At 73.8% G+C, this 20103-nt stretch carries 19 protein-coding genes and 1 pseudogene; 11 read left to right on the plus strand and 9 right to left on the minus strand.

Translation table 11 applies throughout. The features are described 5' to 3' along the window. Window positions 1-28: 28 nt before the first annotated feature. Entirely contained in the window at window positions 29-1489 is a 1461-nt protein-coding gene (locus B207_RS0108445) for a cytochrome P450 (protein WP_230204917.1), read from the minus strand. 355 nt (window positions 1490-1844) lie between these two features. Here B207_RS0108445 and B207_RS0108455 point away from each other — a divergent pair, with 355 nt between their 5' ends. The 5 genes from B207_RS0108455 (at window position 1845) to B207_RS33085 (ending at window position 5422) form a co-directional block, all read left to right on the plus strand. Next, entirely contained in the window at window positions 1845-2168 is a 324-nt protein-coding gene (locus tag B207_RS0108455; protein WP_018636095.1) for a DUF6458 family protein, read from the plus strand. Between the two features lie 209 nt (window positions 2169-2377). Then, on the plus strand, window positions 2378-2797 hold the full coding sequence (locus B207_RS0108460; protein ID WP_018636096.1) for a YciI family protein: 420 nt from the start codon (window positions 2378-2380) through the stop codon (window positions 2795-2797). Beyond that, a complete protein-coding gene (locus B207_RS0108465) occupies window positions 2797-4119 on the plus strand; it encodes an RNA polymerase sigma factor (RefSeq protein ID WP_195905261.1) in 1323 nt (440 codons plus the stop codon). The genes B207_RS0108460 and B207_RS0108465 overlap by 1 nt, the downstream gene beginning before the upstream one ends. 111 nt (window positions 4120-4230) lie before the next feature. After that, entirely contained in the window at window positions 4231-4905 is a 675-nt protein-coding gene (locus tag B207_RS0108470) for a hypothetical protein (protein WP_018636098.1), read from the plus strand. 124 nt (window positions 4906-5029) lie between these two features. Then, window positions 5030-5422: a hypothetical protein gene (locus tag B207_RS33085; RefSeq protein WP_026310833.1), complete on the plus strand. Its 393-nt coding sequence runs from the start codon at window positions 5030-5032 to the stop codon at window positions 5420-5422. Between the two features lie 57 nt (window positions 5423-5479). Here B207_RS33085 and B207_RS0108480 read toward each other — a convergent pair whose 3' ends face one another. After that, a complete protein-coding gene (locus B207_RS0108480; RefSeq protein ID WP_018636100.1) occupies window positions 5480-5863 on the minus strand; it encodes a DUF1330 domain-containing protein in 384 nt (127 codons plus the stop codon). Between the two features lie 148 nt (window positions 5864-6011). On the opposite strand from B207_RS0108480, the gene B207_RS0108485 reads away from it, so the two are divergent. Then, on the plus strand, window positions 6012-6833 hold the full coding sequence (locus B207_RS0108485) for a mycofactocin-coupled SDR family oxidoreductase (RefSeq protein ID WP_018636101.1): 822 nt from the start codon (window positions 6012-6014) through the stop codon (window positions 6831-6833). Window positions 6834-6851: 18 nt separating this feature from the next. Here B207_RS0108485 and B207_RS0108490 read toward each other — a convergent pair whose 3' ends face one another. Further along, entirely contained in the window at window positions 6852-7598 is a 747-nt protein-coding gene (locus B207_RS0108490) for a hypothetical protein (protein ID WP_195905262.1), read from the minus strand. A gap of 536 nt (window positions 7599-8134) precedes the next feature. On the opposite strand from B207_RS0108490, the gene B207_RS41200 reads away from it, so the two are divergent. From B207_RS41200 to B207_RS0108510, 4 genes are all read left to right on the plus strand, one after another. Continuing rightward, window positions 8135-9232 carry a hypothetical protein gene (locus B207_RS41200; RefSeq protein ID WP_230204928.1) on the plus strand — a complete coding sequence of 366 codons (1098 nt, stop codon included), beginning with the start codon at window positions 8135-8137 and terminating at the stop codon, window positions 9230-9232. Between the two features lie 39 nt (window positions 9233-9271). Then, window positions 9272-11860: a WD40 repeat domain-containing serine/threonine protein kinase gene (locus tag B207_RS0108500; RefSeq protein WP_018636104.1), complete on the plus strand. Its 2589-nt coding sequence runs from the start codon at window positions 9272-9274 to the stop codon at window positions 11858-11860. Between the two features lie 82 nt (window positions 11861-11942). Then, window positions 11943-12743 (plus strand): RsiV family protein, encoded by an 801-nt coding sequence (locus B207_RS0108505; RefSeq protein ID WP_018636105.1) that lies wholly within the window; start codon window positions 11943-11945, stop codon window positions 12741-12743. 96 nt (window positions 12744-12839) lie between these two features. Then, window positions 12840-13859, plus strand: a complete 1020-nt coding sequence (locus tag B207_RS0108510; RefSeq protein WP_026310836.1) for an LLM class flavin-dependent oxidoreductase — start codon at window positions 12840-12842, stop codon at window positions 13857-13859. A gap of 12 nt (window positions 13860-13871) precedes the next feature. On the opposite strand, the gene B207_RS33090 is transcribed toward B207_RS0108510, so the two are convergent. The 4 genes and pseudogenes from B207_RS33090 to B207_RS42770 form a co-directional block, all read right to left on the minus strand. Beyond that, window positions 13872-14612, minus strand: a complete 741-nt coding sequence (locus B207_RS33090) for a TetR/AcrR family transcriptional regulator (protein WP_018636107.1) — start codon at window positions 14610-14612, stop codon at window positions 13872-13874. Between the two features lie 325 nt (window positions 14613-14937). After that, window positions 14938-15501 (minus strand): hypothetical protein, encoded by a 564-nt coding sequence (locus tag B207_RS0108525; RefSeq protein ID WP_018636109.1) that lies wholly within the window; start codon window positions 15499-15501, stop codon window positions 14938-14940. A 116-nt stretch (window positions 15502-15617) separates the two neighbouring features. After that, window positions 15618-17246: a choice-of-anchor I family protein gene (locus B207_RS33095; RefSeq protein WP_230204919.1), complete on the minus strand. Its 1629-nt coding sequence runs from the start codon at window positions 17244-17246 to the stop codon at window positions 15618-15620. Between the two features lie 238 nt (window positions 17247-17484). After that, a pseudogene (locus tag B207_RS42770) lies at window positions 17485-17613 on the minus strand (helix-turn-helix domain-containing protein); the annotation flags it as partial. Window positions 17614-17969: 356 nt separating this feature from the next. Between B207_RS42770 and B207_RS0108535 the strand changes: the two are divergent. Next, window positions 17970-18446: a hypothetical protein gene (locus B207_RS0108535; RefSeq protein WP_154675218.1), complete on the plus strand. Its 477-nt coding sequence runs from the start codon at window positions 17970-17972 to the stop codon at window positions 18444-18446. Window positions 18447-18625: 179 nt separating this feature from the next. On the opposite strand, the gene B207_RS33100 is transcribed toward B207_RS0108535, so the two are convergent. Beyond that, window positions 18626-19090: a BlaI/MecI/CopY family transcriptional regulator gene (locus tag B207_RS33100; RefSeq protein ID WP_018636112.1), complete on the minus strand. Its 465-nt coding sequence runs from the start codon at window positions 19088-19090 to the stop codon at window positions 18626-18628. Window positions 19091-19427: 337 nt separating this feature from the next. Beyond that, window positions 19428-19958 carry a hypothetical protein gene (locus tag B207_RS0108545; protein ID WP_230204920.1) on the minus strand — a complete coding sequence of 177 codons (531 nt, stop codon included), beginning with the start codon at window positions 19956-19958 and terminating at the stop codon, window positions 19428-19430. Window positions 19959-20103 lie beyond the last annotated feature (145 nt).

Consider the following 20103-nt stretch of genomic DNA (forward strand, 5'->3'; position numbering starts at 1 on the left):
CGTCCTCAGCCGTCCTCAGCAGCCGTCCTCAGCCCTGGCTCCCTCCTGCGCGCGCGCTGTCACGCCGATCGCGCCGACGGTGGGCGATCATGGGCACGCCGCCACGCGGGCGGAGGGTGAACGACGGTTCCGGGCGCACCCGCACCTCGGGCGCCGGCGTCAGCGACCACTCCCGGGCGATCGTCGCCAGCGTCAGGACGCCTTCGGTGATCGCGAAACTGGTGCCGATGCACTGGCGCTTCCCGCCGCCGAACGGGAAGTAGGCGAACCTCGGCCGCCCGGCAGCAGCCGCCGGGTCGAGCCAGCGGCCGGGGTCGAACCGCTCCGGCTCCGGCCACCAGCGTTCGTCCCGGTGCATCACCCACTGCCCCAGGACCAGGGTCGACTCCGCCGGGAGGAGGTAGCCCGCGACCACCCGGTCCTCCAGCAGGTGGCGGACCATCGCCCAGACGGGCGGGTACAGCCGCATCGATTCGCGCAGCACCGCGTTCGCGTAGACCAGTCGCGGCACGTCGGCCACGGTCGGCGTCCGGTCACCGAGGACGGTGTCGAGTTCCGCCCGCAGCCGGGAGGCGGCTTCCGGTGCCGAACCGAGAAGGTGAAACGTCCACGTCAGGGCATTTGCCGTGGTCTCATGGCCGGCGAGCAGCAGGGTGACCGCCTCGTCCCGGATGTGGATGTCGTCCATCCGCTCACCGGTGTCGGCGTCCTGGACGGCGAGCAGCAGCGACAGCAGGTCGTTGCCGGACGCCCCGGCGGCGCGGCGCTCGGCGATCAGCTCGTACACGGTCTCGTCGAGCGCGGCGGTGGTGGCGCGGCGGCGCCGGGCGGCGGGCAGCGGGAAGCGGTCGACGTGCCCGAGGCCAAGCCCGCTCGCCTCCTGCGGCGCCGATCCGGCCATCGTCTCGTCCAAGGCAGCACGTACGACGTCCACGACATGGTCACTGATGTCGACGTCGAACAGGGTCCGGGCGACGATCGCCAGGGTCAGCTCGGTCATCTCGGCGTGCACGTCCATCAGCTGCCCGTCCTGCCAGCCCGCGGTCGCCGCGGCGGCGAGCGCGACGAACTGCTCGCCGTAGCCGGCGATCCGCTGCTTGTGGAACAGCGGCTGCATCAGCCGGCGCTGGCGCAGATGCGACTCCCCCGTACTGGTCAGCAGGCCGTCGCCGAGCAGCATGCGCAGCGGCTGGACGAGGTGTGTCCACGAGCCGGGGCCGTGCATGACGGCGCCCTTGCCGTAGGCCCGGCTTCCACCCACGAGGATGTCGGCGATCGCGTCCGGGTCGCTGACGAGGAACAACGACACCGGACGCCGGACCAGTCGCACCAACGGCCCGTACCGCTGGTGCAGCTCGGTGAATCGGGCCAACGGATCGCGGCGCATGCGGAGCACGGCTGCGAACGGGCCACCGGGCGGCCCGGGGACCTCGTCGGCGGAGTGGGGCGGCGGCTTCGACAGCCGCGGCGGGGTCACAAGCGAGGACACAGCGGACACCACGCGGACCTTTCGCGATCGAGAACGGTGGTCGTGGTCAGGCGCACGAACACGCTCACATCGGCCGGCCGGGCGACGCGCAGGCTGGGCGCCGGCCACACGGCCGGGCACCTTCCCCACAAGCACGGTATGCCCGCCCGCACCAGTCCGCATCCGCTCGCACCCGCTCTGGTGCCGCAGCCGGCCCGGTGACCGGAATCGTCCGTACCGATCGGACGAACGGGAATCAGGGGCGAAATCGGAGTACCGGCGGGAATGACGGGTAAATCCAATGTATCCGCCTCCCCGCGAGGCCCGACCGCAACGAAGCCTCCCTGGGGGAGGTCCTGGAAAGGAGCGCAGGCCAATGGGCATCGGTGCCGCCATCCTGTTGATGGCCCTCGGCGCGATCCTCACCTTCGCCGTCGACTTCAGCGTTTCCGGGCTCGACATCGCAGTCGTCGGCGTGGTCCTGATGTTGGCCGGCGCCGCCGGGCTCATCCTTGACCTCGCGTTCCTCGGCCCCCGCCGCCGCGGCGGCGTCGTCTACGACAAGGCGCCGACGGAGACGAGCACCACCGAGGTCTATCCGGAGGCCCCCGACTACCAGCGGTCCACGGAGGTCTACGAGGACCAGCCGGTCGGCCGGTCCTGGCGTCGCCGCCGGGTCACCAACGTCTACCGCGACTGACGCACGGCAACCGCCCCGCCTCCCCCGCCCACCCGGTGGACGTCCGCCGGGTGGGCGGGGGAGGCGGCGTCGCGTCCGGCGTCCGGCGTCCGGGGTCCCGCCAACGGCCCCGAGAATTTCCGAGGTCGCCGTGTCGATCCGCGGCGATGCCGTTCGACCACCAGGTGAGAGGGTCGACAGGCAGCCCGCAGACAGGAAGGACGCCGGCGATGGCGAAGTACATGCTGATCATGAGGAGCACGGACGAGGACCTCGCGAAGATGGCGGACATCTCGTTCGACGAGATGCTGGCGACCGTCGGGCGCTTCAACGAGGAGCTGATCCAGGCAGGTGTGCTGGTGGCGGCCGAGGGCCTCGACGACCCGGCACAGGGCGTGGTCGTCGACTTCGGCGGCGAGACCCCGGTGGTCACCGACGGCCCGTACGGCGAGACGAAGGAGCTGTTCGGGGGCTTCTACATCATCGAGGTGGCCTCGAAGGAGGAGGCTGTCGAGTGGGCCAGGCGGATGCCGTCGCTCGGCGGTGGGAAGTGCGAGATCCGCCGGGTCCCGAGCGTGGACGAGTTCCCGCAGGACAACGAGTGGATCGCGCGGGAGCGGGCCTGGCGCGAGCGCACCGGTCAGCTCTGATGCCAGCGGCAGCCGACTGTCCGCCCGGCGCCGGTGGCACCGATCCGGTGCGGCGGGCCGTCGAGGCCGTCTGGCGGATCGAGTCCGCGCGGATCGTCAGCACGCTCGCCCGCTACACGGGTGATTTCGCCCTTGCTGAGGACGTCGCCCAGGAGGCGATCGCGGAGGCGCTCGCCAGCTGGCCCCAGGCCGGGATCCCGGCGAGCCCGGCCGGGTGGCTGCTCACGGCCGCCCGGCGCCGCGCGGTCGACAGCTTCCGCCGCCGGTCGGCGCTGGACGAGCGGTATGCGCTGCTCGCCGGCCCGCTGGCCGAGGGTGAGGCGAGCTCCGGCGCGCTGGTGCCGCGGAGCCGCCCCGAGGACGACCTGCCGTGGGATCCGGACCGGGTCGACGACGACGTCCTCGCGCTGATGTTCATGGCCTGCCACCGGGTGCTCGCGCCGGAGGCCAGGGTGGCGCTGACCCTGCGCGCGGTCGGCGGCCTGTCGAGCGAGGAGATCGCGCGTGCCTTCCTGGTACCGGTTCCTACCGTCCAGGCTCGGATCACGCGGGCGAAGAAGACCATCGCCGCGGCGAAGGTGCCGTTCGAGCTGCCCCCGGCCGAGGAGCGGCGGGCGCGGCTCGGCGGCGTCCTGAGTGTCCTCTATGTGATCTTCACGGAAGGCTCCACAGCGACGTCCGGTGACAGCCTGCTGCGCCCTGATCTCGCCCACGAGGCGATACGGCTGGCCCGGATGCTGGCCGCGCTGCTCCCGGACGAACCGGAGGTGCACGGGCTGCTCGCCCTGTGCGAGCTCACCGCGGCGCGTTTCCCCGCGCGGACCGGGCCCGACGGCGAGGCGGTGCTGCTGGCCGACCAGGACCGGCGCCGATGGGACAGGTCGGCGATCCGCCGCGGCCTGGCGGCGTTCCGCCGGGCCACGGCCGCGGGGCGTGGCCTCGGGCCCTACGGCCTGCAGGCCGCGATCGCCGGCGCTCACGCGACGGCGCCGTCCACCGCGGAGACCGACTGGGAGCGGATCGTGCTGCTCTACGAGGCGCTCGGCCGGGTGGCGCCGTCCCCCGTCGTCGAGCTCAACCGCGCCGTCGCCGTCGCGATGGCGAGCGGCCCGCAGGCGGCACTGGCCATCGTGGACGAGCTGGTCGCCACCGACCGCCTGGCCGGCTCGCACCTGCTCCCGAGCGTGCGCGGGGAGCTGCTCACCCGGCTCGGCCGGACGGAGCAGGCCCGGGCCGAGCTGGAGCTGGCCGCCCGGCAGTGCCCCAACCTCCGTGAACGGGCGGTCCTGCTGCGTAAGGCAGCCGCCCTGCCACCAGCCTGAACATCCGGCACCATGCCCCATTCTGCCCACCTTGCCCACCCGGGCTGCCCATCGGCGATCCTGGACATCGGCGACGGAGCTCGCCGGGCGGCTGCGGAACGGAGACAGCGGATGCGCACGGGTGATGCCGACCGGCTGGCGGCCTTCGTCCAGCTCGCCCAGCCGACGGCCGCGGCCGTCGTCAGCCTCACCGGACCCGTTCCGGACCGGCGGGAGCACGCCGACCGGATCGTGCGCCACTGGCGTACCGAGCTGGCTCCGCTCTCGGCTCTCCCCGGCTTCGCCGGGCGCTTCGGCGCGCCGATCCGGGATGTCCTCGCCGCCACGGTGCAGGGTCTGCTGGTGCTGTCGCTGGCCAGGCTGTGCGAGGTCACGGACGTCCACAGCCAGGTCCGGCTGCTCGCGCACGCCGTGCTCGACGAGGAGCTCCCCACCGGCTGGCGACCGCCGGCCGGCGTGGTGGCTGACGCCGCCGCCGACGCCACCCTCGTCGTTCCGCAGGGCGGCACCGAGGTGGGCATCGACGGGACCGACGAGGAACGGGCGCAGTGGGTCCGCCTGATGCGCCGGGTCCCGACCGGCGTCGTCCGGCTCGCGCGGGAGATGTGGGGGGTGCGGCGTCTGATCGACGGTCGCGCCGAGGGGCGGCTGTGGCACCGTGCCGTGGCGAACGTCCCCGCTGTCGGTGTGGTCGGCGCGACGCTCGGCGAACGCCACGCCGCGACGGAGATCGCCGCCCGGGTGTACGTCGCGCTCAACCTGGCCGACACCCTCCCCGGCATCTGAGCCCCGGCATCTGAGCCGCCTGCCATCTGACCTGTCTGCCACCTGGCGCGGCAACCGGCACCGCCGCGCGGCGGCTCGCCCGCTGCGCTTGACAGAAAGATCTGCCGCGGCCAGGATCGAATGTATGTTCGATCTCCTCGGACTTCGCGCCCGCCCGCACCATTCCCCCGGCCCGTCACGCCGGCCGCACAGCCCCAGCTACAGCCCCAGTCCCAGCCCCCGCGACGAGCAGGACATGCCGAGCGGCACGGTTCCCGCGCAACGGGGCCGCACCGCCCCGGCACCCCTGCCACCGAGCGTGGCCCGGGTCGCGGCGCGGACGAGGCTGTCCGCCGAGATCCTCGCCGCCATCCTCGCCGTCGACGGCCGCACCCGAGCGACCCTCGACGACATGGAACGCGCGGACGCGCTCGCCGACGTCATGATGACGCGCCGGCGCGAGCGGGGTGGCCGGCACCGTCCCGAGGGGTCTGTCCCCGCTGGGCATGACGAGGGTGCGCTTCGCTGGTCGGCCTGACCCACCGGAGCGCGGCCGGTCAGTGCGCCGTTTCCGGCATCGGCCCCGGGAGCGCGGTCAACGCTCGTGACCGGGTCCGGTCACGGGCACGGTGACCTGCAGGACGGCCTCCGTCAGGGCCTCGGTGCGGAGGCTGACCGTCTCCTGGTACTCGGGGTCGGCGACCATGCGGAGAAAGGCCGCCCGCGACGGGTAGCGGATCAGTAGCACCGCGTCCCAGGCCTGCCCGGGCTCGGCGACGAGCGCGGTTGAGCCCTCGCCGAAGTAGACGAGCTCGCCGCCGTGGCGGGCCAGCGCCTTTCCGGCCCGCCGGGAGTACTCGGCGTAGGATTCTCGGCCGCCGTCCGGCCGGAACCGCAGCAGGTTCAGCATCACGAAGGGTTCGTCCGGCAAGCTGTCAAGAAGACTCTGCATATCGGCACTGCTCGGGTTGACCGCCATAACACCCTCCAGTCGACCGTCCGTGGTGTAACCACGCCCGGGAGCTGCAAGGCTATGACAGAAGCAGGCCAGGTGAGGGGTTCATCGGCCACCAGATCAGGGCTAGGATCATCCGGGTTTCGGAATCGACTCCCGCAGGAGGTCCGGCATGAATCCCGGTGGCATGAATCTTGGTGGCAAGGTCGCCTTCATCACGGGCGTGGCCCGCGGGCAGGGGCGGTCGCACGCGGTCCGGCTCGCCCGGGAGGGCGCCGACATCATCGGTGTCGACATCTGCGCCGACATCAATTCGGCGGGTTATCCCCTCGCCACAGCCGAGGATCTGAAGGAAACCGTGCGCCAGGTGGAGGCACTCGGGCGCGGCATTCACGCGGCGGTGGCCGACGTTCGCGACCCGGATGCCTTACAGGCCGCGCTGGGCGCGGGTGTCGCGGCACTCGGCCCGGTCGACATCGTGATCGCGAACGCCGGAATAGCGCCGTTCTCGCCCGAAGGTGTCGGCGGGGAGTGGAAGGACGTCGTGGACGTCAATCTCACCGGCACCTACAACACCGTGCAGGCCGCCGTTCCCGGCATGATCGAGCGCGGCGCCGGCGGGGCGGTCGTCATCGTCAGCTCCACCGCGGGGCTCACCGGCATGGCCGCGGGCACACCGGGGGTGCTCGGCTACACCGCCTCCAAGCACGGCCAGGTGGGCCTCATGCGGACCTGGGCGAACGCCCTGGCACCGCACCGCATCCGCGTGAACACCCTGCACCCCACCGGGGTGAACACACCGATGGTCGTCAACGACATGATGCTGCGGTTCCTGCAGAGTGATCCGAAGATGTCCGATCCGCATTCGCTGCCCGTCGGCATGCTCGAGACCTCCGACGTCTCGGATGCCCTGGTGTGGCTGGTCTCCGACCAGGCCCGTTACGTCACCGGCGTCACGCTGCCGGTCGACGCCGGCTACGTCAACAAACGCTAGCTTCACGCCGCTCCCGCGCTAGCTTCCCGCCGCTCCCGCGCCCGCGCCCGCGTCGGCCTCCTCGCCGGCGCCGGTGTGCGGCGCGTGCAGGCGGCTTCCGGCGGCGACGGCGAGCAGGGTCACGCCGAGCGTGATCGCAAGGTCGGTCGGCGGCGAGGGTGCCAGCAGCCGCATCGCGGAGAGAGCGAAGACCACGAGCAGCCCCAGGACGCAGCCGGCCGGAACGAAACGCAGGCCCCGCAGCTTCGACGCCCCCGGCGACAGCACCGCGGCGGCGAGAAGCAGGCCGGCCAGGACGAGCAGGCCCAGGCCGAGCAGGCCGTAGGTCGACAGCAGCGAGCCGTGGACCTGCGCTTTTCCGTCCCGAGCGACGACGGTGTCGAGGTCTGTGTCCCGGATCTCGACCCGGATCGGTATCAGGCCGGTGGCCCGCCCGGTGATGTCACGCAGGTCCAGGTCGACGGTCCAGTTCGCGGTGCCGCGGGCGGGCACGGTTGTCCGCACCCGGGTGTCGTAGTCGAAGAAGGTGAGCCCGAGCACCATTCCTCGGAGCCGGACGGAATCGACGTCCAGCGCCGACGCGCCGAGATTCTCCACGCCCACGACCAGGCGGGTGGCTACCGCCGCGTCCAGCACGACGTCACCATCGAGTGGTTGGCCGTCGATGCTGACGGACAGCCTTGCCGTATTCTGATCCGCCGCCCAGGCGGCGGACGCCGGGAAGACGCCGATCCATGTTGCGAACACCACAACAAATGCGAGCACGCGGCATTTTTGTGCCCGTCTCGGCATGCGCGATCCGGAAATCACATCTCCCCCCATGGACCAGGTGGTCGCCGGCTGCGATGTTACGCTGGCAATCAGGTAGGCAGGCTTCCACTGAAGATGAATCAACGGCAGGCGCATTAACGGGCGGGATCCGGGGGCTGCCGATGTCGGGCGACAAACAGGCTGCGGGAATGCGCGCGGCAGCGCGGCCGCTGCCACGCGTGTTCTCCCTGCTTGTGCTGGCCACGCTCCTCGTGGCCATGCTGGCCGGTGCCACCCCGGCGACGGCTGCCCAGGTCCCGTCCCCGCCGGCGGGGACCGGCGCCGCCGCGGAACCGGCGTCCACTCCGCCTGACGAGCCTCCGGCCAGCGCGCCGGCTGATGCACCGGCTGGTCCACCGGCCGACAGGTCGGCCGGTCCACCGGCGGATCGAAGCTCACCCGGCACCCCGGATCCGCGGCCGGCGCAGGACGCCTCCGCCCCGCCCGCCCCGCCCGCCCCGCCCGATGACGGGCCGACCGCGGATCCTCCCGTGGCCACGCCTGACCCTCCGACGACCACGCCGGACGCCCCGGCGCCTTCGCCGTCCACGAGCCCGGGTGAGGACGAGGGCGGGTCCCCGGAGCCGTCGTGCCGCCCGCGCTGGCGGCCGCGCTCCACGGCGGCGCCGGACGGGAGCTGCGCCAGCAGCGGGCCGGTCATCTGCCCTGGCCCGGGCGGGCCCACGGACGACGTGCCGATCCCGGGCTGCCCGCCGCCCGGCGAGCAGCCCACCGGCCCCTCCGGCAGCCCGCCCGCGGGCGGCAGCCCCGGTACCGGCGGCGGCGGCAGTGAGGGTGGTGGGGCCGGCGGCGGCACCGGTGGTGGTGGCAGCGGCGGTGGTGGTGGCAGCGGCGGAGAGCAGGGGGTGCGCTGTGCCGACGGGTCGCGTGCCCCGTCCACGGCCGACTGCCCGGCCGAACGGGTCCAGTGCCCGAACAGCCCGGTGAGTGTGGGGCCGGGTGAGTCGTGCCCCCGGCCGGTTCCAGCCCGGCCGTCGCTGGTGGCCTGCTGGGATGGTTCCTCGGCCACGTCCACCGCCGGCTGCCCGCCGGGGCGGACCTTCTGCCCGGGTGGGGTGACGGTGCCGGTCGGGGCCAGCTGCGCCGAACCGGTGACAGCGGTGACAGCGGCCTGCCCGGACGGGACCGTGCGGGTCCTCGGGGTGTGCACACTGATCGCCGCGCCGGGATCGCCGGCGCCGCGGCCGGGTGTGCCGGTAGCCCGCGCGCCGGTACCCGGAGAGCTGCGCTTCGACCGGTACGTGTTGTCCGCCGGTGACCTCCTCTACGCGCAGGGCGCGGGCTGCACGCCCGGTGCGGAGACCACACTGACCGCCGGCGGAGAGCTCGTCGGGCGCACCGTCGCCGACCAGGACGGCCGTTTCGAGACCGTCGTGCGCTTCGCGAGCTTCCGACCCGGCTACCGGCAGGTCGACGCCGAGTGCGGGATCCGGCTCGGCTCCGGTGTCGAGATGATGCTGGTCTCCGCGCACACCAGTGCGTCCACCCCGTCCCTGCTGCTCCTGTTCTTCCTGGCTGGCGGCGGCCTCGCGGTCCGGCCTGGACGGCTGACGTCGCGGTCGCGGTAGTGGTGGTGGCGGTAGTGGTAGTGGTAGTGGTGGCTGGCGATGGCGGGTGACCACGGGCCCGACCCGGACGAGGTCGGGCCCTACCGGCTGCTGCGGCGCCTGGGCGCTGGCGGCATGGGCACCGTCCACCTCGGTGTCGACCGTGCCGGTCGGCAGGTCGCGGTCAAGCTCATCCGCCCGGACCTGGCCCGCCGTCCCGAGTTCCGGGACCGTCTCAAGCGGGAGGCGGACAGCGCGCGCCGGGTCGCCCGGTTCTGCACCGCCGCCGTCCTGGACGTCGACGTGACCGGCGATGTCCCGTTCCTCGTCACCGAGTTCGTCGACGGGCCGACCCTGGCGGAGTCGGTGCGGGCCCGCGGGCCGCTGAGCCACGGCGAGCTGCACCAGCTCGCGGCCAGCATGGCCACCGCGCTGATGGCGATCCACCGGGCCGGGATCGTGCACCGCGACCTCAAGCCGGGCAACATCGTCCTTTCCCGGCTCGGCCCGAAGGTTATCGATTTCGGTATCGCCCGCGCGCTCGACACGACCTCCGCCCTCACTGGCGAGCATCCCGTGGGCACGCCGGCCCTGATGGCGCCCGAGCAGGCCCGCGGCGGTGTGATCACCTCCGCGGCGGACGTCTTCGCATGGGGCGGTGTGCTCGTCTACGCCGGCACCGGCCGCTACCCGTTCGGCAGCGGCCCGCCCGCCGCGCTGCTGTACCGGGCGGCCAACGACCAGCCTGTGCTGGACGGTTTCGAGGACTCGCTGCGCCCGCTGGTCGAGGAGGCGATGCGCAAGGATCCGCAGGAACGGCCCTCCGCCGAGGAGCTCTACGCCCGGCTGCTCGACCTGCGCATGACCGAGACCGCGTCGCCGGTCGGGCCGCCGCTGGCGGAGGTGGCGGCGCTGGTCGAACCGGTGTCGACACCGTCGCCGAAGTCCCTGCCGACACCGGTGACCATCCTGCCCCGACCGGGCTCCGCCGCCGCGGACGAGACGGTCACCGTCGCCGCGGGAACGCCGCCGCCGTACCTGACGCTGCCGACGATGCTCTCCCCGGATGCCCCCGCGCAGCGCCCGGAAGCCCCCGGCCGCGAGCGGGGCGGCTCCCCGGCCGGCCGGGCGAAGCCTGGTCGGCGCGCGTCCTCCGGTTCGGCGGCCTCCGGCACCGCGGCCGCCACCGGCGCGGCGAAGTCCCCCGGCCGGGCGAGATCCGCCGGTGCCACGGGGTCGACTGACGCCACGGGGTCGGTCGGTGCTGGCGGGTCCGCCGGTCCAGCCGCGGCAGCTGGGCGGCCCCGCACCTCCGGGAGGGCCCGGCCGGCCCGCCCGCGCGGGCCGCGCGGGCTGGCCGGGCCGCGCCTGCTCGGCGTGCTCGCGGCGGTGCTGGCGGTGGCCGTCGCGGCGGTCCTGCTCGTCGTTCTGGGCCGGGGCGGTGAGCCCGCGGGGACGAACACCCCGGAACAGGTCGCGGGCCGGGCACTGCGGCTGCAGGACCAGGACCAGGACCGGCCGCTGGCCCGCCGGCTCGCGCTCGCCGCCTACCAGCTGGCGCCGGACGCACCCGCCACCCGCCGGGCGATGGTCGGCCTGTTCGCGACGGACGTCGACCCACTGGTCGTGACCCTCGGCAGCCGTCTGCTGAGCGCCGCCGTGCGGCCGGACGGGCGTCTGCTCGCCGCCGGCACGGACACCGGGGCGGTCGAGCTGTGGGACCTGGCGGACATCGCCAACCCCGTGCACGTCGACACCGTCACGGGCGTCGGTGACTGGGTGTACACGGTGGCGTTCAGCCCGAACGGGACGACGCTGGCGGCCGGCGCGGGCAACGGGGACGTCCGGTTGTGGGATGTCGCCGAGCCCGGTCGGCCGCGCGCGCTGGCCACGCTCACGTTCCACCGTGACCGGGTCCGATCCGTGGCCTTCTCCCCGGACGGGGCGACGCTCGCGTCCGGCGGCGACGACGGGCAGGTCGCGCTGTGGGACGTCGCCGACCCGGGCCGTCCGCAGCGGCGGTGGGTAGCGGACGGCGCCACCGGCGGGATCCGTTCGGTGGTCTTCTCGCCCCGTGGCGGACTGCTGGCGTTCGGCGGCGGCGACGGCACCGTCCGGCTGTGGGACGTCGTCGATCCGACGCGCCCGAACCCGCGCCCGGCGCTGCGCGGCAGCGGGCGGACGGTGCAGTCCGTCGTGTTCTCCCCCGACGGCTCGACCATCGCCGCCGGCGGCCTCGACGGCTCGGTGCGCCTGTGGGCGCTCACCCCGTCGGGTGCCTCCGAGCTGGGGTCGACACCCGGCGGCGTCGGCGGGGTGACCAGCGTCGGGTTCGGCGCCGACAGCGGCGGTGGCCTTATGGTCTCCGCCAGCGAGGACGCCGTCGTCCGGCTCACCGACGTCTCCGTCGCCGCCAGCCCGGTGCCGCTCACCGACCTGCACGGCCACACGAAGGCGGTGAACGCCGCCCTGTTCGTCCCGGGCGGGCGGACGATCGTCTCCGCGGCCGGGGACGGATCGGTCCGGCTCTGGACGGTCGACCCGGCCACGCTCACCGGGGCGGCCTGCGCCGATCCGGCAAACCTGATCACCGAACGGGAGTGGCGGGACGCCTTCCGGACCGTGCCGTTCGCCCCACCGTGCCGCTGACCGCGGGAGCCGTCGGGAAGCCGACCTGCGCGGTGTCGTCTCCGCTCCAGCGCACGGGGCCGCCTCGGGCCACGATCAGCCGGTGCTCAGCAGACAACGTTCCTCCGCCGCCCGGTCGACGGCGGTCGCCCTCGCCGGCCTGGTCCTGACCTGCGCCGCCGTCCTCACCGCCTGCGGCCCGGAGACCGGGGCCGGGGCCGGCCTTTCCGCGTCGACTGCCGGGCCGACCGCAGCTCCTGCCGGGCCGACCGCAGCCGCCTCGGGCCCGTCCGACGGGCCTCAGCCGCAGGCGGCGGAATACCAGATCACGATCCGGCAGGAGGAGGGGCGGATCGACCCGGAGGCCTCGTTCCGGGCCGACATCCCGGTGCTGTCGGGGCCTGATGCCACGGTGGTGGGTCGGGTGAACGCGGCGATCGCCGACTACGTCCGCGGCGAGAAGGCGCAGACCGCGTACGAGTCCCTCACCCTGACGGCCGGGAACCCCCATGTGGGCGCGCACGTCCTCGCGCTGTCCTTCGGCGGCGACCGCTACCCGCCCGGTGCGGCGCATCCCGCCGAGCTGGCCAGCGGCCTGGTCTTCGACCTGCGCAGCGGCGCCCGCGTCACCATCGAGGACGTCTTCACCTCGACGCCCGCGGGGCTGCGCAGGCTCGAGTCGATCGTTCGCGCCGAGCTGGACCGGCGTTTCCCCGACGGCCCGACCGGCGGCGTCACCGACCCGGACCCGGCCAACTACCGGCAGTTCGTCGTCAACCCGCGGGGCCTGGTGGTGATCGTGGCCGAGCTGCCGTACGTGCTCGGGCCGCAGAGTGTTCTCGCGCCCTGGGACCAGCTGGACGGACTCGTCCGGCCGGAGCTCGCCGACGTCCTGCGTTCCTGAGCCGGGCCGGCAGCCCTGTCGGGAGCCCGGCCGGCGGCGGCCGGGGAATGCCAGCAGCCGGGGAATGCCGGCGGCCGCGGCGGGATTGACGTGGACGTGACTGTCGTTGCGGGTTCGCTTCCACTGGCCGTGCTCGACTTCGTCGGCATCGAGCACGGGGAGAGCCCGGGGGCGGCGATCGCCGGCGCGGTGGCCGTCGCGCAGACCGTCGAGGCGGCCGGCTACCGGCGGTACTGGGTCTCCGAGCACCACAACATGCAGAGTCTGGCGTGCAGCGCCCCGGAGCTGCTGACCGCGCATGTGGGCGCGCTGACGTCCCGGATCCGGGTCGGTGCCGCCGGGATCATGCTGCCCAACCACGCCCCGTTCAAGGTCGCGGAGATGTTCCGGACCCTGGTGGCCATGTACCCGGGGCGGGTCGATCTGGCCCTCGGCCGGGCGCCGGGAACCGACCCGCTGACCGCGCACGTGCTGCGCCGCGGCGTCGCCGGCGACGCGGGAGCGGAGTTCCCCGGGCAGGTCGGCGAGCTGCTCGCCTTCCTCGACGACGGCTTCCCGGCCGATCACCCGTACGCGCGGCTGGTGGCGGCGCCGGTGGTCGACGAGCAGCCCGAGCTGTTCGTCCTGGGGTCGAGCGGCTACGGGCCGCGGTTCGCCGCCGTGAACGGGCTGAGCGCCGTGTTCGCCCACCACATGAGCCCGGAGCTGGCGTTCGACGCGCTCCGCGCCTACCGGCGCGACTTCACCCCGCGGCACGACGGTGCGCAGCCCTACTCGGCGATGTCGGTGCTGGCCTTCGCGAGCGAGGACGAGGAGGCCGTCCTCGACTTCGAGGCGGCGTGGACGCTGACCATCCAGAACATCAGCCGTGGGGTGCGGGAACCGCTGCGCCCGGAGGATGTCCGCGGGCTCGCCCGGTCGGCGCGGTTCCGTGCCGACCGCCAGGACGACGGCCGGATGGTGACCGGGGAGCCGAAGGCCGTCGCCGAGCGGCTGCTCGGCATGAGGCGCGAGGCCCAGGCCGACGAGATCGTCGTCGTCACCCCGAGCCTGGACCGGGCGCGCCGCCAGGCGAGCTTCACCGCGCTCGCCGAAGCCTGGCGCCACGCCGCCTGAACCGGCCGTGCGTCAGGGGGTCGCATCCGGCGGTCGACGGGATGTCAGCTCCGCGCCGGACGGTCGGGGCCGTCCGCCGTCCGGACCATCGGGGCCGTCCGGACCATCGGGGCCGTCGCCGGCACGGATCGCGGCGCTCAGGGTCCGGACCACCCAGTGCACGGCCCGGGTCGCGCGGGCGACGTCGAACTCCCAGGTCACGGTCAGGCGCTCGTAGGACGGGACGTTCCAGAAGACGTCCAGCATGGCGGCGGCCACCGCCGCCTCCCGCTCGGACCAGCCCGGCGCCGCCTCGGTGACCGCGGCGACGAGAGCGGCGCGGCGGCGTCTGTCGACGTCGGCGAAGGTGGGCTCGTCCGGCGGTGGCTGGGCGGGGAAGGACGCCAGATACTCGAACATGCGCGCGATGACGTCGCCGAAGCTCTCCAGGCGCAGGCCCTCCAGGTCGACACCGGCCTCCTGCTGCAGCCGCTGCATGACCGCGTCGCGCAGCCGTCGCTCGTTCGAGAAGTACCGGTAGATGGTGCTCTCGTTGACCTCGGCGCGGCGCGCCACCGCGCGGATCGTGAGCGCGCCCCAGTCCCAGGTCGGAAAGCCGTGCACCATCTCGACCGCGGCGGTCAGGATGCGCTCGCGGGTCAGCGCGGCCTGCTGACGGCGCAGCGGGCTCTCGTACGAGCGGCGGCGCGCCCCCGCGGTCACCTCGCCGGCCGGGGCCTGCGGCCGTCCCCCCTCGGACCCGCCCGCCGGCATGAACCACCAGCCCCTTCCGCACCCGTCGTCACCACCGGCGGGCGCCGACCGCGATCGGGCGACGGCCCCGCCACCCGGTCGACTATGCCGGACGTCTCCCCCCGCGCCATCCGCCGGCGTCCGAACCATCCCGGTCCTCGCCCTGAGTCGCGCCTGACCGACCGGTCAGCCCGGTCAGCCCGGCCGGTCGGCGGCGGCGCAGCGGCCGGGTGAGGCCAGCCCGTCCGCGGCCGCCCGCCCCTGGCAGACGAGCACGGCCGTCCGGCTCCCACCGGCCGCCTTCATTGCGCGTCCGCTCCCCGCGCGTCCAGTCTCCGCGCGGCGCTCATCCGTTCGCCCGGCCGCCGGTGCGGCCACCGGTCCGGCCGTGGCCGCGGGTGCGGGCCGGGAAGGCGAAGGCCTCCTCCACCGCCCGCAGGCGCAGCGCCTCGATCGCGTCGGCCTGCGCCTTCGCACGGTCACACAGATGGTCGAGGAAACCCGCCTCCAGGCGGTCGTCCTCGATCGCGGCACTGCGCAGCGTCCGCCACAGCCGGGACTTGCCGTTCACACCGAGCCACAGGCTCTCCAGCTCGACCACCGAGCTCATCGGTGACCGTCGCCAGAGCCTCCGGTTCGGTTTGAGCCTGCCCACCTTCTCGGCGAGCCTGCCGAGCAGGAACGCGTGGCGTCGGCGCGGAACGCCGAGATCGCTCATGATCTGGATCAGGACGGCCCGGTCCTGCGCGATGTCCGCGGCCATGTCGGCCAGGGCCGGGCCGGCGGGCATGTCCCGGTGCTCTCTGGCGATGCGGCGGGCGAGGTCGACGCCCGCGGCCGCACCCGTCAGATGGTCGGTCAGGTAGGCGCCAAGCAGGCGCGGGTCCGGCTCGTTGGTGACTTCGGCCATGCAGACGAGCTGCCCGCACAGCGCCCGCTCAAGCTCGCACCGAGGCGAGCCTGAGCGGACGGCCCGGCTGCGGACGGCCCGGCTGCGGGCGGCCCAGCTGCGGGACTGCGGGATTGTCAGCTGCGGCCGGCGAGACCGTAGAGGCTGACGGTGCCCGTGATCTCGTTGGAGACGATCACCAGTGGCCGGTGGGTCGGGCTGTTCCGGGCGTCGACGAAGTCGATGATCTCCGGTCCGCTGTCCGGGCCCACGGTGTCGGTCAGGGTGAAGTCCCGGTTGTTGAGGTACTGCACGATCTCCGGCTCCTTCGGGTTGCTCAGGTCGACGACGGCGAACCCACCGACCCGCTCCATGCCGACGAAGCCGAACGTGCGGCCGTTGACCTCACCGACCGCCACGGCCTCGGGCTCGGGGCCCTTGTCGTCGCTGCGGTTGTCGAACGTGTTCTCGTCGTTGTTGGAGTTGAAGTTCGCCGGCAGTGCCGTGGCGAGCGTCTGCTCCAGCTGGTCGCCGCTGTCGGCGACCAGAGCGCCCGTCGAGCCGTCCCACACCGTGAACGAGCGGGTGCCGAAGGCGTAGGCCTTCGACTGCCCGGACGGCTGGCCGGGGGTCGCGGTCGTCACGTTGAGGCGGCCGGCGGCGGTGTCGGCCCGGTCCGGTCCGAACGAGGCGTCGGTGGTCGTCGAGCGCAGCCGCGCGGCCTCCACCAGCCCGTCGTACTCGCGCGCGTCGCCCTCGTTGGCGGACAGGACGTAGCTGCGGCCCCGCACGCTGAAGGCCGCCAGCGCGTCCGGCTGGTACATGCCGAGGATGTTCGGCCAGGTGCGGATGTTGATCCCGCCGTCCCGGTCGCTCGCGTCGAGGCCGTTCCCCGGGGCGGAGAGATCCTTGAAGCCGAGCGCGTTGATGCGGCTGACCGTGAGCCGCTTCAGGTCGAGCACGGCGATCGCGTTGTTCTCCTGCAGCGAGACCCAGGCCGTGTGGCCGTCGGCGGAGACGGTGACGTACTCCGGTTCCAGGTCGAGCGACGGCAGCGGCGAGCCGAACACCCGCACGCCGGCCGGCAGCTCCTTCGCCCGGCGGGCACCGGGGTCGAAGTCCTGGAAGCCGATCGTGGTCACCTTCGGCTGGCGCGGCGTCAGGTCGATGACGCTCACGGAACCGGCCGGGTCGACGTCACCGGGCTCGTAGCCCGAGGGCTCGCCCTCGTTCGCGACCAGGATCCGGCGCCCGTCGGGAGTGAAGGTGACCATGTCCGGGCCGGCGCCGACGGCGACGGCGCGCAGGTCCCTGCCCTCCGGGGTGAACAGGACGACCTTGCCGGGCTCCGTGCCCGACTCGACCGCCGCGGCGATCTGGTTGCGGCCCGCCGCCACGCTGGTCACGGTCTCGCCGTAGGCGGAGAGGTCGATCCGGCGCAGCAGCCGGGGCGCGGCCGGGTCACGTGCGTCGACGATGTCGACCGAAGCGTCGGTGGCGTTCGTGACGTAGAGGCGGCCGTCGGCGAAGTGCGCGACCTCGCCCGAGGTCGCTCCCTCGGCGGGGTCCGCAAGCCCGGTGCGGTAGCTCCCGACCAGCTCGAAGGTCGGGTCGGCCGCCCGGCGGTAGTCGGTGTGACGGCTCGGGCCGCCGCGGCCGTCCTGGCCGCCGGGCCCGGCGGACCCGGCGCTCGCGGCCGGGATCGCCACGGCGGTGAGGGTGACGCCCGCCACTGCGGCCACAGCTGTGCGCAGTCGTACTCGCACGTGTTTGCACCTCCGGTTCGGTCTGGAGGACGAACGCTGGAGCAGGGAAGTTACGGGACTGCGCCCAGCTTCGCGGCCTCAGCCTGAACACCGGCACAACATCTGGGCACCTGGATGCACGCGGCAGCCACTCATCGGTATCTGGATCTGCGCCCGGCGCCGGCGCCGGGCGCGGCACCGTCCGCGCCCGGCAACGCTGCGGTGGCGCGCTCCCATGCCCGAAAAGCCGCGCTGTCCCGACGCTGTCGGCGCCGCACATCCTGGCGATGCGCTCCAGCGGACCGAATTCCGACGGCACCGAACGGCCCGTACAGCAGCGGTGCACGGTGGATTTGCTGGCGTTGACTTTTCGGCCAAGCCATTCGTGGTGGTGACCGCGAACCGCTTGTTACCGCCAGCTCACGCCGGCCCGTTCCGTGTCCCAGCGAGCGATGTTACAGCAGGTCAGGGCCGATCATTTGTCCCATCGCCCCAGACCGTGCCGAGGCGGTTGCCGGCCATCCGGCCGACTGCCAGGCTGACGAGAGATGCCGCCGGGCCGCCGGCACCCGCAATTCCCGGCAGCTGCCCCGATATCCTCTGACAGGAACCGGCAGGAATTTTACTGGTGTTGTCCCGGGTGCCGACCCGAGACGGGGCCCCGCCGGCTCCTGGAGTCGACGGCCCAGCACATCTCGCCAGATGCGCCTGCGGATCAGACGCTTCCACGACAACGAGGAAAAGATGCCAAAGACACGCCGGAGCCCGGGGGACGTGGCCACCGCGGCACTGAGCCTCGCGGCCGTGGGTACCGTGCCGCCGGATCCCGCCGCGGCAGCGGTCGCCGACCTGCCTCAGGAGGCGAATCCCGCCCGGCGATGGCCGACCCAGGCGGGAATGGCCCACGCCGGTCCGGCCCACGCCGGTCCGGCCCACGCCTGCGGATCTCGCGACGGCACGGACCGGATGGCGCCGGTGCATCTCCTCGCCCATCAGCTGGCCGAGGAGATCAGAACCCTGGCCGCCGACGCCCGGGCCGGGCGCGCCGAGGTGCCCCTGGCCGTCCATCCGGCGCTGCTGGCGAGCTTCGCTCTGGAGGCCCTGACCGGGCCGGAGGTCACGGCGCAGGCCACGGAGCTCCGCGCCCTGCGGTTGCGCCAGGTCGCCCAGAGCCTGCGCGGCGCCGCGGATCTGCTGGACGAGCTCGCCACGTTCGACTGACAGCGGTTGAGCCGTCCCGCCGCCGCCGCGCCCGGAATCATGCCCGTGGGTGGGACGTCAGGTCGGGGGGCCTGACGTCCCACCCACGCCGAGCAACGGGCAGCCGTCGGCGCTCGATCGGCCCGCTCCCCGCGGCGGAAGCCGAAGGCGGTCAGCCGGAGACGGTCAGCCGGAGACGGTCAGCCGGAGACGGTCAGCGCCTCGCGGAGCACCCGCTGGTAGCCAGCGGGCAGCTGGCTGGCGAAACAGCGCAGGACGTCATCGGGATTCTCACCCCGGCGGACCAGCGCGACCATCTGTACCGCCGCGTGGTCCTCGGCGCGCCGCAGCGCCCGGTAGCCGAAACCCTTTCCTCGTGGGGCGCGGTCGGCGAGGCCCTTGTCCATCAGCCGCAGCAGGGTGGTGGCAACCGTGCTCTGCGCGAGTCCACCCCCGAGGCGCTGCTGCACCTGGAACGGCATGAGTGGCTCGTCCGCGGACCAGAGCAGGTTGAGGACCTCCCGCTCCAGCTCGCCGGAGGCACGCCGGTTCGGCGCGCCTCCGGCCGCTGCCGGCGGCTGTACCGGGTGTGTCGGGTGTGTCGGGTGTGTCGGCGCGGGACGCGAACCGACGGAATGACCAGTGGGGTGCGTTTCCTGGCTCATGGTGGCTCCCAAACGCCATGGTCCACCAGAGGTGGACCGGGTCGGGCGGCGGCCGGCCGCCGGCAGGGGACGCCGCCCAGCACGGCACAGCTGGCCGCAGTTGCCGACAGGGTGGATGCGGGGCGGGCCACGCCGCCTCCGCGCGCGCTCGATGCAGTCACGCCGGTCGCGCAGCCGACACGCGGCGGCGCGACGGCCCGGTGCAACCAGCTGGGCGAGGTGGGCCGGAGAGGTGGGCCGGAGAAGGCCAGCGGCCTCTGACGGCCGACAACCTCGGGGTCAGTGCCCCGGTAGCGCGACCGGCGGGTTCACCCTGAGAACGCCGGGGCGAACCGCACTACCGGCACCAGGCCGGCGCGGCGCCGGGGCGGCGCCGGGGCGGCCCGCGGCGCGGCATCACATGGCGCAGCGGCAGCAGCCGCGCCGCCCCCGAGCAGGGTGGCAGTCTGAGCAGCAGCCGGACGGCCGGTGGCACCAGGCGCGCGCGGCGACGCCGCAGCCGCCCGGCCGCCCGCCTCACGGCCGTGGCGGCCCGGCTCGCGACCCGCCACACCAGCCGTTCGCCCGCAGCCAGCCACACCGCCAGGCAGAGAGTCGCGAGGCTGTGCCCGGCCAGGGCGGACACACCGCCCGCCAGCAGGTGCACTCCTTCGCCGGTGACCGGGCCGGGAGGCATGTGCCCGGCAGCCAACGGGCCGCCGTGCCGACCTCCGGGTGCGCTCATCGCGAAAGCGAGGTGCAGGCCCGCCTGCACTCCGAACACGAGGGCGACCAGCCGTGCAGACGAGACCCGGGTGGCGGCGACACCCCAGCCGACCCGGCAGGTCAGCAGCAGGCCCATGACGCTGACGGGCAGCGAAGGCGTCATGCCACCGGACACCCGGTGCGCGGCGACCGAGAGACCGACTGTCAGGCAGGCGAACACAGCGGCACGGGCGGCACGGCCAGACCGCCCGCCGGCCCATACCGGTGGTTTCGCCGTGCCCGCAGCGGCCAGTACAGCGCCCGAGCTT

This window comes from Parafrankia elaeagni, from assembly GCF_000374165.1.
GTDB lineage: Bacteria > Actinomycetota > Actinomycetes > Frankiales > Frankiaceae > Parafrankia > Parafrankia elaeagni.